10 protein-coding genes and 1 pseudogene are annotated in these 12,779 nt (G+C 59.3%); 5 read left to right on the top strand and 6 right to left on the bottom strand.

All coding sequences use genetic code 11. From position 1 onward, the window contains the following. Positions 1 to 33 precede the first annotated feature (33 nt). Both purU and ACYZTR_RS07080 read left to right on the top strand, forming a co-directional pair. Entirely contained in the window at positions 34 to 882 is an 849-nt protein-coding gene (purU, locus tag ACYZTR_RS07075; RefSeq protein ID WP_461969143.1) for a formyltetrahydrofolate deformylase, read from the top strand. 63 nt (positions 883 to 945) lie between these two features. After that, positions 946 to 1,122 (top strand): hypothetical protein, encoded by a 177-nt coding sequence (locus tag ACYZTR_RS07080; protein ID WP_461969145.1) that lies wholly within the window; start codon positions 946 to 948, stop codon positions 1,120 to 1,122. Here the strand turns inward: ACYZTR_RS07080 and ACYZTR_RS07085 are convergent. The 5 genes and pseudogenes from ACYZTR_RS07085 to ACYZTR_RS07105 all read right to left on the bottom strand — a co-directional run. Continuing rightward, positions 1,109 to 2,104, bottom strand: a complete 996-nt coding sequence (locus ACYZTR_RS07085; protein ID WP_461977580.1) for a lysylphosphatidylglycerol synthase transmembrane domain-containing protein — start codon at positions 2,102 to 2,104, stop codon at positions 1,109 to 1,111. The genes ACYZTR_RS07080 and ACYZTR_RS07085 overlap by 14 nt on opposite strands. Then, the gene (locus ACYZTR_RS07090) at positions 2,101 to 2,877 is read right to left on the bottom strand and encodes a DUF2334 domain-containing protein (RefSeq protein WP_461977582.1); all 777 of its coding nucleotides are present in this window, start codon (positions 2,875 to 2,877) and stop codon (positions 2,101 to 2,103) included. Before ACYZTR_RS07090 ends, ACYZTR_RS07085 begins: the two co-directional genes overlap by 4 nt. Further along, complete coding sequence (locus ACYZTR_RS07095; RefSeq protein ID WP_461977584.1) at positions 2,870 to 3,991, bottom strand: glycosyltransferase family 4 protein; 1,122 nt, start codon at positions 3,989 to 3,991, stop codon at positions 2,870 to 2,872. Before ACYZTR_RS07095 ends, ACYZTR_RS07090 begins: the two co-directional genes overlap by 8 nt. A 137-nt stretch (positions 3,992 to 4,128) precedes the next feature. After that, on the bottom strand, positions 4,129 to 4,893 hold the full coding sequence (locus ACYZTR_RS07100) for a methyl-accepting chemotaxis protein (RefSeq protein ID WP_461979610.1): 765 nt from the start codon (positions 4,891 to 4,893) through the stop codon (positions 4,129 to 4,131). Between the two features lie 93 nt (positions 4,894 to 4,986). Next, positions 4,987 to 6,018 (bottom strand): annotated as a pseudogene (locus ACYZTR_RS07105) (HAMP domain-containing protein); the annotation flags it as partial. Positions 6,019 to 6,206: 188 nt separating this feature from the next. Between ACYZTR_RS07105 and ACYZTR_RS07110 the strand changes: the two are divergent. Further along, positions 6,207 to 7,694, top strand: a complete 1,488-nt coding sequence (locus tag ACYZTR_RS07110; RefSeq protein WP_461977586.1) for a helicase HerA-like domain-containing protein — start codon at positions 6,207 to 6,209, stop codon at positions 7,692 to 7,694. Between the two features lie 124 nt (positions 7,695 to 7,818). Here the strand turns inward: ACYZTR_RS07110 and ACYZTR_RS07115 are convergent, their stop codons facing one another. Further along, positions 7,819 to 8,274: a DUF721 domain-containing protein gene (locus ACYZTR_RS07115; RefSeq protein WP_111451433.1), complete on the bottom strand. Its 456-nt coding sequence runs from the start codon at positions 8,272 to 8,274 to the stop codon at positions 7,819 to 7,821. Between the two features lie 307 nt (positions 8,275 to 8,581). Here ACYZTR_RS07115 and secA point away from each other — a divergent pair, with 307 nt between their 5' ends. Both secA and argJ read left to right on the top strand, forming a co-directional pair. Beyond that, a complete protein-coding gene (gene secA / locus ACYZTR_RS07120; protein WP_461977589.1) occupies positions 8,582 to 11,317 on the top strand; it encodes a preprotein translocase subunit SecA in 2,736 nt (911 codons plus the stop codon). Between the two features lie 122 nt (positions 11,318 to 11,439). Beyond that, entirely contained in the window at positions 11,440 to 12,657 is a 1,218-nt protein-coding gene (gene argJ, locus ACYZTR_RS07125; RefSeq protein ID WP_461969158.1) for a bifunctional glutamate N-acetyltransferase/amino-acid acetyltransferase ArgJ, read from the top strand. Positions 12,658 to 12,779: the final 122 nt, after the last annotated feature.

Consider the following 12,779-nt stretch of genomic DNA (forward strand, 5'->3'; position numbering starts at 1 on the left):
GCCGCCTTTGCGAAGTTCTGGAGTTTGACCCTCATGCGCACTTTTCGGCTGGTGATTGCTTGCCCGGACCGCGTCGGCATCGTTGCTAAAGTCAGTAACTTTCTGGCGTCACATAACGGCTGGATCACTGAAGCGAGCCATCACTCGGACAATCTCAGTGGCTGGTTCTTCATGCGTCACGAAATTCGTGCCGATTCGCTGCCCTTCGGTATCGATGCCTTTCGCGAAGCGTTTGCACCGATTGCCGAAGAGTTCTCGATGAACTGGCGCATCACTGATACCGAGCAGAAAAAGCGCGTGGTACTGATGGCCAGTCGCGAGTCTCACTGCCTCGCCGACTTGTTGCACCGCTGGCACAGTGATGAGCTGGATTGCGAAATTTCCTGCGTAATTTCCAACCATGACGATTTGCGCAGCATGGTCGAGTGGCACGGGATTCCCTATTACCACGTACCGGTCAATCCGCAGGATAAAGAGCCAGCCTTCGCCGAAGTATCGCGCCTGGTCAAACAGCACGATGCCGAAGTGATCGTACTTGCCCGTTACATGCAAATCCTGCCGCCCGAGTTGTGCAGCGAATACGCTCACAAGGTCATCAACATTCATCACAGCTTCCTGCCGTCGTTCGTGGGTGCCAAGCCGTATCACCAGGCATCGATGCGGGGCGTGAAGTTGATCGGCGCTACTTGCCACTACGTCACCGAAGAGCTGGATGCCGGTCCGATCATCGAACAGGACGTCGTTCGCGTCAGCCACAGCGACAGCATCGACGACATGGTGCGTTTCGGTCGGGACGTCGAGAAGATGGTGCTGGCCCGTGGTCTGCGTTATCACCTGGAAGATCGGGTGCTGGTGCACGGCAACAAAACCGTCGTGTTCTGACAGCCTGCTGCAGATCGTTCCTACGCAGAATGGGAACGATCTGGGTAAATAGAGGACATGGCCATGGCCGATCCACTGGATAAAGCCACTTCCAGGGCACCCGCCACGTTGGGTGAGGGCTGTCTGAGTCGCTACGACCCGGATGACATGAACCCCGAAGACGGCACGGAGTTTCCCGGTGCTGCCGAGTTGTGGGAACAGTTGCAGCAAGAACCCGACGACAAGCCTACGCCTGCTTGAATTTCATCAACTTCTTCAGCAGCGGCCGCCCGAGCATCAGCAAAAACACCGGGCCACCCACCACCAGATAGAAGTAATAGGTCACCGCCCGCCAGATCAGAATCGCCGCCGCCGCGGTGGATTTTCCCACCATCGGCGCCAGCAGTGCCGCCGAAGTCAACTCTGCCGCTCCGGCACCGCCCGGTAACAGGCTGAACTGTCCCGCACTCAGCGAAAGCATCTGGATCAGAAAACTCCAGGCCCACTGCAAATCCGCCCCTAGTCCGCGCAACGCCAGATACAGCACGCTATAACGCAGGAGCCAATGCAAGCAGGTCAGGGCAAACACCGTGATCAACGTCTGAAAGGGCAATTTCAGCGTGTCAGCAAAGGCCGCGAGGAAGTGTAGGAGTTTTCGCGCCCAGCGCAGGCGCGTGGTGGCTTTGACATTGAGGCGAGCGAGCAACCGACCGCTCAGGCGAATCAGCATTCGATGGTAGCGGGCAACCACCACACAACTGAACAACCCGCCGAACATTGAAATGGCGCTGACGGTCAGCAGCCATTCCATGCGTTGGCTGAGGTGCTGGAATAACGCATAGATCAGGATCCCGCTCAGCGCGCAGAGAAAAAACAGTAAATCGCTCAGCTGATCCATGGCAAACACGGCGCTGCCTCTGGCCGGACGCACGCCGTTGCGCGCCAGCAGCGCCATGATGGTCAGCGGACCACCGCTGCCACCGGGTGTGGCGCAATAGGCGAATTCGGCGGCCATCACCACCCCGAGACTTTTGAACGGGCCCACTTTGTTGCGCTGATCCCCTAGCAACAGACGCAAGCGCATCGTGTTCAGCACCCAGCACAGCAGGATCATGCCGAACATGATCAGCAGCCATCTCAGCGGAAAGCTTTGCAGTCGATACCAGGTTTCGTTACCGCCCAGCAGCGACGGAATCAGCACCGCAGCAAGCAGCGCGACGAGCAGCAGAATCCCGCGACTCATGCGGCGCGACCCATACGATCGCTTTGCAGCGCCAGCCAGCGTGACTTGGTCATCGGCACACGACCCTCATCGAGCAAGCGCTTGAGGGTTTGCAGCCAGTAAGTGCGCGAGAACTCATGGCGCATATCGACCGGGTGCAGGCCGAGACGAATCATCGGTGCGTGCCGCCAGCGTTGTTCGCGTTGATGGCTGACGAGTTTCGACACCCCCCGGCGCCAGGCACTGCGCGCACTCCAGACCAGGCCTGGAGCATCAACGGCGGTGAAGTCCGGCAGACGATACAGGTGCTGCGGATCGCTGGTGTAACTGAGGGGTAACTGGCGCAAGGCCTGGCGCGTCCCTTCGCTCATCAGCCAGGCCGGGGCGACGAAACCCTCCAGCGGCCAGTTATAACGGTGGAACACTTCGATGCCGGCGCGCAGGCGGGCAAGAGCGGCTTCTTGAGACAGGCTGTAAAACTCGCCTTCGTGGGTGTAAATCCGGCGCATGAACCAGTCTCGTGGCGTAGTGGGAGTGGGCTCTTCATCGCAATGAAAGTACCCGTGCAATGCCAGTTCGTCACCTCGGGCGATACGACGGGTGAGCAAACGTCGAAACCCCGGATGCTCCACCAGATCGTTGTGCTTGTGCAAATTCGGCACGACCAGCCAGGTCATCGGCACCTCGCCCAGGGCGTCGACAGCTTCGACAAAGGGTTGGTAATCGGCCCAGGTTTGCGGTGCGACGTCGTGCAGGACGAGTATCAGGCTGGGCGGGTTCATGGGCTCAACCATTGGCGGTCAGCGGCAAGTGGCTGCCAAGTACGGCGCGATAATGCCCCAGCAGGCTGTTGACCACCGTGTCCCAAGAGTAATGCCGCTCGACATGGCTGCGGGCTTGTTTGCCCAACACGACGCTGCCCGAGCTGAACAGTTCGCGAACGGCGTCGGCCATCGCCAATGGATTATTCGGCGGGCAGAGCAGGCCGCATTGCTCGGTGATGATTTCCTGAAAGGCCCCGGCCGCCACGGCCACCACCGGAATGCCACTGGCCATGGCTTCAAGAATCACCAGGCCGAAGGTTTCCTGATCGCCGGCATGCAGCAGCGCATCGGCGCTGGCCATCAATTGCGCCACCTGTGCTGCCGGACAGAACCCATCTACCACGGTGACGTTGTCGGGCACTGCGGCCGGCATCGACGAACCGACCAGCAGCAGGTGATAGCGTCGGCCCAGGCATTTCATGCAGTCGAGCAGCACCGGCAGGTTTTTTTCCTTGGCGCCGCGCCCGGCGAAGATCAGCAAATGAGTGTTTTCATCGATGCCCAATTCGGCCCGCAGACCCGGGTCCCGGGCATTGGGATGGAAGGTGTGCAAGTCGACGCCCAGCGGTTGAACGAAAACGTTTTTCACCCCCAGCGCAATCAGTTTGTCAGCCATGACCTGGCTTGGCGCCAGAACCCGATCGAAGTTGCCATAAAGCTTGCTGACATAGGCTTCGACGTTGGTTGTGACCCAGTTGCCCATGCGATTACTGACCAGCAGCGGCAGGTCCGAGTGATAAAAACCGATCACAGGAACATCGAGTTGCCGCCGAGCGTCGAGGGCCGCCCATGCGGTGAGATAGGGATCGCCGACCTCGATCAGGTCGGGCTGTAAATCCTGCAGAACATTGCGCCAGGGTGCGAGACGGAGGGGGAAGCGATAACCCTTGCCGAAGGGCAGGGCGGGGGCCGGAACCGTGTAAATACCATCCTGTTTGCTTAAATAAGCCCCAGGGATCAGCAGACTGTGGCGAATGCCCGGCTTGATGCCCAGGCGACGGTGTTTTGCATCCAGATAAGTGCGCACGCCACCGCTGGCAGGGGCGTAGAACATGGTTATGTCAGCGATATGCACGATGAACATCCCTCCGGTCCGTTGTTCTCCCTTGGTTGACCTTTATGAAGGATAGATGTTCGGTTGGGGTTTTGTGGCGAAGCCAAGGGCTTTGGACAGTCGTGTGGCGAGGGAGCAAGCTCCCTCGCCACAGTGTCCGTGAAACGTCAGATACGGAAACTGCCCACCAACTGCTTCAACCGCGCCGCTTGCTGCTCAAGATCCGAACACGCCCGCAACGTCGACTGCAGGTTTTCCACCCCTTCCTGATTCAGTGTATTGATCTCGGTAATGTCGACGTTGATCGATTCAACCACGGCAGTCTGTTCCTCGGTCGCTGTCGCCACCGACTGATTCATCCCGTCAATCTCGCCAATACGCAACGTCACGCTGTTCAAACGCTCACCGGCCAGGTTGGCGATTTCGACGCTGTCCTGACTGTGGCGTTGGCTCTCGCTCATGGTGCTGACGGATTCGCGGGCGCCGATTTGCAACTCCTCAATCATGGTCTGCACCTGCTGCGCCGATTCCTGAGTGCGGTGCGCCAGGTTACGAACCTCGTCTGCAACCACCGCAAAACCGCGACCGGCTTCACCGGCACGCGCCGCTTCGATGGCTGCGTTGAGCGCCAGCAGGTTGGTTTGCTGGGAGATGCTGGTGATCACTTCGAGAATCTGCCCGATGTTCACGGTTTTGCTGTTCAGCGATTCAATGTTGGTGCTCGAGGCGCTGAGCATGCTCGACAGCTGATTCATCGCGGCAATGCTGCGGTCCACCACTTGCTGGCCGTCTTCGGCGAGGCTGCGGGCATCGCTGGCTTGACTCGATGCTTGCGCTGCGTTACGGGCGATTTCCTGAGCGGCGGCGCCGAGCTGGTTGATCGCCGCGGCCACGCTGCTGGTGCGCGAAGCCTGTTGGTCGGAGTTGAACATCGACGAGTTCGAAGCCGCCACTACACGCAACGCCACCTCGTTGACTTGCCCGGTGGCCGACGATACTTCGCGGATCGACCCGTGAATGCGCTCCACGAAACGATTGAACGCGGTGCCGAGGACACCGAATTCGTCGTTGTTCTGGATGGTCAGGCGTTTGGTCAGGTCGCCTTCGCCGTCGGCGATGTCTGCCATGGCACGAGTCATCACATGCAGCGGCTGGATCAGGATGCGGATCAGCATGCCCAGCAGGGCGATGATGATGGCCACGGCAATGACCGTCGCAACGACCGCCGAGGCGCGGAATTCGCTGAGCATCGAGAAGGCTTTGTCTTTATCCACCGACAGACCGATGTACCAGTTGACCGATGGCAGGCCTTTGATGGGGGTGAAGGTGACAATGCGGGGCTTGCCATCGACGTCCACTTCACTGAAGTCGCTGCTGATGCGCGGGGTATTTTTCGGGTACGCCTCGCTCAGAGACTTCATCACCATGGCTTTGTCCGGGTGGACCAGAATCTTGCCGTCGGCGCTCACCAGAAAGGCGTAACCCATGCCGTCGAAGTCGCGGGCGCTGAGGGTGTCGATCAAAGTTTGCAGGCTCAGGTCGCCGCCCACCACACCCACGCTTTGTCCGGCCTTTTTCGAGGCGGTGGCGATCGAGATGATGGTCTGACCGGTGGCCGCGTCGATGTAGGGTTCGGTCAGGGTTGCGGTGCTGCTGCTTTCGGCGCCTTTGTACCAAGGGCGAACCCGTGGGTCGAAGCCATCGGGCATCTTCGCATCCGGGCGGATGGTGAAGTGGCCAGTGGCGTCGCCCAGGTAGGACGCCATGAAGGTCGACGTCAGGGCTTTCTGCTCAAGCAGGCTGGAAACGGTGGCCTGCTCGGGGTTGATGGCGATGTTCTGGGCGAGGTTATCGATCAGCAGGATACGACCGGCCAGCCAGGTCTGGATGTTGTTGGCGGTGACGTCTCCCATCTCGTTGAGGTAGTTATCCAGATCTGCGCGAATGGCGTTGCGCTGCAAATAGTCGATGTACAGCGTGAACGAGGCGAAGGCGGCAATGACGATGAGGGCGGCGGCAAGCAGGATTTTATGGCTGAAGCGCAGATTTTTGTTCATGGATAGGGGTGTCCGCTAAGGTCTTATTGTTCGGGGCGTGCTGCTGTTAATGCGCGCAAAATGGGCGCGCAATGGAGCGATTCGATAACTCCTGCTCTCCATGAGGAATGTCGGACCTTGCTTTCAGTTGGGTCTCTCGCTTATTTCTATCGGCCGTAAAGGATTAAAGATTAACCATGGGTGACCAAATGCCTGACTCATTGCAACTCGTTATCGGTGCCGATCTCGCCGGGCAACCCATTGCCCAGGCCATGCGTCTGGCGAACCGTCATGGTTTGGTCGCGGGCGCCACCGGGACGGGCAAAACCGTCACCTTGCAACGTATGGCCGAAGCCTTCAGCGATGCCGGCGTGGCGGTGTTTGCCGCCGATATCAAGGGTGACCTGTGCGGTCTGGGCGCCGCCGGCAATCCTCAAGGCAAAATCGCCGAGCGGATTGCCGGAATGCCCTGGCTGAACCACACACCTCAAGCGTATCCGGTGACCCTGTGGGACATTCACGGTCAGTCCGGCCATCCACTGCGTACAACCTTGAGCGAAATGGGGCCATTGTTGTTGGGCAGCCTGCTGGAGCTGACCGACAGTCAACAGTCGACGCTGTATGCCGCGTTCAAGGTGGCGGATCGTGAAGGGCTGTTGCTGCTGGACCTCAAGGATCTGAAGGCACTGCTCAATCACCTGCGTGACAACCCCGAATTGCTCGGTGACGACGCCGCGTTGATGACCACCGGTTCCAGCCAGGCGCTGTTGCGGCGTCTGGCGACCCTGGAACAGCAGGGCGCAGAAGCGCTGTTCGGCGAGCCGGCGCTGCAACTCGAAGACATTCTGCAGCCGACCGCCGATGGCCGCGGGCGCATTCACTTGCTCGATGCCAGCCGTCTGGTGCACGAAGCGCCGAAGGTCTACGCGACGTTCCTGTTGTGGCTACTGGCCGAACTGTTCGAGCAATTGCCAGAGCGCGGCGATTCGGACAAACCCCTGCTGGCGCTGTTTTTTGATGAAGCACATTTATTGTTCGCGGGTACGCCAAAGGCGTTGCAGGATCGCCTTGAGCAGGTGGTGCGACTGATTCGCTCGAAAGGCGTTGGCGTGTATTTCGTCACCCAATCGCCGGGCGACTTGCCGGATGACGTGCTGGCTCAGCTCGGTCTGCGCATTCAGCATGGCTTGCGCGCGTTCACCGCCAAGGAGCAGAAATCCCTGCGAGCGGTGGCCGAGGGCTTCCGGCCGAACCCGGCGTTCGATGCCTTGTCGGTGCTGACCGAGCTTGGGATTGGCGAGGCGCTGGTGGGCACTTTGCAGGACAAGGGCACGCCGGAGAGGGTTCAGCGGGTGTTGGTTGCGCCGCCGCAATCGCGGATCGGGCCACTGAGCGAGGCGGAACGCACGGTGCTGATTGCAAGTTCGCCGTTCAAGGGGCGGTATGACAAACCGATCGATCGTGAATCGGCCTATGAAGTGCTGATGGGACGCAAAGGGTTGGCGCCAGAGCCTGAGGCTGTTCCGGAAAAACCGGCAGTCGAAGAGCCAAGCTTCACCGACAAGGCTGGGGAGTTCCTCGGTACGGCGGCGGGGCAGGCACTGAAATCAGCGATGCGACAGGCGGCCAATCAATTGGGCCGACAGTTGGTACGCGGGTTGATGGGCTCGTTGCTCGGTGGCAGCAAACGCCGCTGAATAAATCTTAAGCGGGCACAGTCAATGTGGGAGCGAGCTTGCTCGCGATAGCGGCGGACCAGTCAACATCTCTGCTGATCGTAAACCGCTATAGCGAGCAAGCTCGCTCCCACATGGGTCTAGGTCATGCCTTGGGTTTGGCGTGCGCCGCCAATCGTTCCAGAGCCGCCCGCAAATTCGGATCGCTGATCCCATCGGCCGTGGCCTGAATGGTCGCGCCTGCGTCGGTGGACAAGCTGATGGTATGGCCAGCCGCCCCTTGCTGAACAGTCGGTGGCTGAACCTTGAACAGAATCCGCGTCAAACTGGCAAATTCATCGAACATCTGCAATTGCCGTTGCAGACGCTTTTGTTGATAACGCAGGCGGGTTGCCCAATGACCGTCGGTCACTATCAGCAACAAACTGCCTTCGCGCCACGACGCCACATGGCAATGCTCGCGGGCGGCGGGCTGTAATTGGCTTTCCAGCAGACGTTGTAAATGACCCAGGCGTTGAGCGTGGCCGAAGATGGCTTTCAACGGTTTGGCTTCGCGAAGCAGAACGGCGGGTGCTCTGGCCGTAAGAGGGCGAAATGCCATGATCAGACACCTGAAGTAACAGAGCCGCCATGGTAGCAGAAAGCACCCCCTGCACCCGATCCATTGCTTTGCGAGCGCTTTACCCATTAAATCAACAAGTAACTTGTGCCGTGAATGGCTTGAAGTTCAGCAAAAAGCCCTTATTTTAAGTGAGCCCCGTCACAGCGCTGTGCCAGCATCGTGGAATAACGCCACTTTCCTCACCATCGTTTCCGGGTAGAATGCTCGTTCGCATGCGGCCATGAGGGCTGCACGGGCGACTCACGGGGCCGCCCTCCATCCCTTTAGTGTGGAAGATCCTGCCGATATGTTTGCGCCTTTGTTAAAGAAACTTTTTGGAAGCAAGAACGAGCGTGAAGTCAAACGCATGCTCAAGACGGTGCAACTCGTCAATGCCTTCGAAGAGCAAATGGTGGCCCTTTCGGACGATCAATTGCGTGCCAAGACAGATGAGTTCAAGGCCCGCATCGCCAAAGGGGAAACCCTCGACAAGCTGCTGCCAGAAGCCTTTGCGGTCGCCCGCGAAGCCGGTAAGCGCGTCATGGGTATGCGCCACTTCGATGTCCAGCTGATCGGCGGCATGACCTTGCATGAAGGCATGATCGCGGAAATGCGCACCGGTGAAGGCAAGACCTTGGTGGCAACACTGGGCGTTTACCTCAACGCGCTGTCCGGCAAGGGCGTGCACGTTGTGACGGTGAACGACTACCTGGCCCGTCGTGACGCCAACTGGATGCGTCCGCTCTACGAATTCCTCGGGATGACGGTCGGCGTGGTGACGCCGTTCCAGCCGCCGGAAGAGAAGCGTGCGGCCTATGCTGCCGACATCACCTACGGCACCAACAACGAATATGGTTTCGACTACCTGCGCGACAACATGGCGTTCAGCATGGAAGAAAAATTCCAGCGCGAACTCAATTTTGCCGTGATCGACGAAGTCGACTCCATCCTCATCGACGAAGCCCGTACCCCGCTGATCATTTCCGGTCAGGCCGAGGACAGCTCCAAGCTGTACATCGAGATCAACAAACTGATCCCGCAGCTGGAATTGCACATCGAAGAAGTGGAAGGCGAAGTCACCAAGGCCGGCCACTACACCGTCGACGAGAAGACCCGTCAGGTCGAGCTCAACGAAGCCGGTCACCAGTTCATCGAAGACATGCTGACCCGCGTTGGCCTGCTGGCTGAAGGCGAGAGCCTGTACTCTTCGCATAACCTGGGCCTGCTGACCCACGTTTATGCCGGTCTGCGTGCGCACAAGCTGTTCAATCGCAACGTCGAATACATCGTGCAGGACGGCCAGGTCGTTCTGGTAGACGAACACACCGGTCGTACCATGCCGGGTCGCCGTCTGTCCGAAGGCCTGCACCAGGCTATCGAAGCCAAGGAAAACCTGAACATTCAGGCCGAAAGCCAGACGCTGGCCTCGACCACGTTCCAGAACTACTTCCGTCTGTACAACAAGCTGTCCGGCATGACCGGTACCGCTGACACCGAAGCGTTCGAATTCCACCAGATCTACGGTCTGTCGGTGATGGTGATCCCGCCGAACAAACCGCTGGCGCGTAAGGACTACAACGACCTGGTGTTCCTGACCGCCGAAGAGAAATACGCGGCGATCATCACCGACATCAAGGAATGCATGACCCAGGGCCGTCCGGTGCTGGTGGGTACTGCAACCATCGAAACTTCCGAGCACATGTCCAGTCTGCTCGAGAAGGAAGGCATCGAACACAAGGTCCTCAACGCCAAGTTCCACGAAAAAGAAGCCGAGATCATTGCCCAGGCCGGTCGCCCCGGCGCACTGACCATCGCCACCAACATGGCCGGTCGTGGTACCGACATTCTGTTGGGCGGTAACTGGGAAGTGGAAGTGGCAACCCTGGAAGACCCGACCCCTGAGCAGATTGCCCAGATCAAGGCCGACTGGCAGAAACGTCACCAGCAAGTGCTCGAGTCGGGCGGTTTGCAGGTGATTGCTTCCGAGCGTCACGAATCGCGCCGTATCGACAACCAGCTGCGTGGTCGTGCCGGTCGTCAGGGTGATGCCGGTTCCAGCCGTTTCTACCTGTCGCTGGAAGACAGCCTGATGCGCATCTTCGCCTCTGATCGGGTGAAGAACTTCATGAAGGCCCTGGGCATGCAGCCAGGTGAAGCGATCGAGCACCGCATGGTGACCAACGCCATCGAGAAAGCTCAGCGCAAAGTTGAAGGCCGCAACTTCGACATTCGTAAGCAACTGCTCGAGTTCGACGACGTCAACAACGAACAACGTAAAGTGATCTATCACATGCGTAACAGTTTGTTGGCCGCCGACAACATCGGCGAAACCATCGCCGACTTCCGTCAGGACGTGCTCAACGCCACCGTCAGCGCACACATTCCACCGCAATCGCTGCCTGAGCAGTGGGACGTGGCCGGTCTGGAAGCGGCGTTGCAGAGCGACTTCGGTGTGGCGTTGCCGATCCAGAAATGGCTCGACGAAGACGATCACCTGTACGAAGAAACCCTGCGCGAGAAGCTCATGACCGAGCTGCTGGCCGCGTACAACGAAAAAGAAGAGCAGGCGAGCGCCGAAGCGCTGCGCACCTTCGAGAAGCAAATCGTTCTGCGTGTGCTCGACGACCTGTGGAAAGATCACCTGTCGACCATGGATCACCTGCGTCACGGCATCCACTTGCGTGGTTATGCACAGAAGAACCCGAAGCAAGAATACAAGCGCGAGTCCTTCACGCTGTTCTCCGAGCTGCTGGATTCGATCAAGCGCGACTCGATCCGTGTGCTGTCCCACGTCCAGGTTCGCCGCGAAGATCCGATCGAAGAAGAGCAACGCCTGCGTCAGGAAGCCGAAGCACTGGCGGCGCGCATGCAGTTCCAGCACGACGAAGCACCGGGTCTTGAGCAACCGGAACTGCTGGGTGAAGAGGTCGATGTCGCCCTTGCCACCGCTCCGGTACGCAACGAACAGAAGCTGGGCCGTAACGAGCTTTGCTATTGCGGTTCGGGCAAGAAGTTCAAGCATTGCCACGGGCAGATCCAGTAAAACCCGTTTCATACGCTGAAATACCCGCGCCGCGACCGGCTAATGCCGTCGCGGCGTTTTGCCATTTAAACCACCGTTCTTCCTGAAAGCGGTGCTGACATCATTTATTAAGGAGCGCATTCATGGCTGTTGGTCTTGGTCCTTTGCCAACGTTGCACCCGGTTGCCGGTTTTGAACTCGGTATCGCCTCGGCTGGCATCAAGCGCCCAGGGCGCAAGGATGTCGTGGTCATGCGCTGTGCCGAAGGTTCCACGGTCGCTGGCGTGTTTACCCTGAACGCCTTTTGCGCCGCTCCCGTGATCCTGGCCAAGCAGCGTGTTCAAGGTCCGGTGCGTTACTTGCTGACCAATACCGGCAATGCCAACGCCGGCACTGGCGAACCGGGCCTTGCCGCTGCCGAGCGCACGTGCGCCAAACTGGCTGAGCTGACCGGCGTCGACGCCAGCCTGGTGCTGCCGTACTCCACCGGTGTCATCGGCGAGCCGCTGCCGGTCGAGAAAATCGAAGGCGCGTTGCAAGCGGCTATCGACGACCTGTCGGTCAACAACTGGGAAGCTGCCGCCACCGGCATCATGACCACCGATACCCTGCCCAAAGGTGCCAGCCGCCAGTTCCAGCATGACGGCGTGACCATCACCGTCACCGGTATCAGCAAAGGGGCGGGCATGATCCGCCCGAACATGGCGACCATGCTCGGCTACATCGCCACCGACGCCAAAGTCGCCCGCGACGTGCTGCAAAACCTGCTGCTGGACGGTGCCAACAAGTCGTTCAACCGCATCACCATCGACGGCGACACCTCGACCAACGACTGCTGCATGCTGATCGCCACCGGTCAGGCGGCACTGCCGGAAATCACTGCAGCCAGCGGAGATTTGTTCGCCAAGCTGAAACAGGCCGTGTTCGAAGTCTGCATGGACGTGGCCCAGGCCATCGTTCGTGACGGCGAAGGCGCGACCAAGTTTGTGACCGTTGAAGTCAACGGCGGCGGCAATCACCAGGAATGCCTGGACGTCGGTTACACCGTGGCTCACTCGCCGCTGATCAAAACCGCACTGTTCGCCTCCGACCCGAACTGGGGCCGCATTCTGGCTGCCGTGGGCCGTGCCGGCGTGCCGAATCTGGACGTAAGCAAAATTGACGTGTTCCTCGGTGAAGTGTGCATCGCCAGCCGTGGCGCTCGCGCATCGACCTATACCGAAGCCCAGGGCGCGGCCGTGATGCAGCAGGAAGAAATCACGATCCGTATCGAACTGGGACGCGGCGATTGCAGCGAAACCATCTGGACCACCGACCTGTCCCACGAATACGTGAAGATCAACGCCGAATACCGTACTTAAGACCGAGTCGCTCCAATCGCGAGCAAGCTCGCTCCCACAGGACCTGCGCTAACCCTGTGGGAGCGAGCTTGCTCGCGAGACGGTCTGTCAGTTACTGCATAGACTGGCTTATTCCCTCCATC

It is taken from the genome of Pseudomonas sp. Hz4, assembly GCF_054898165.1.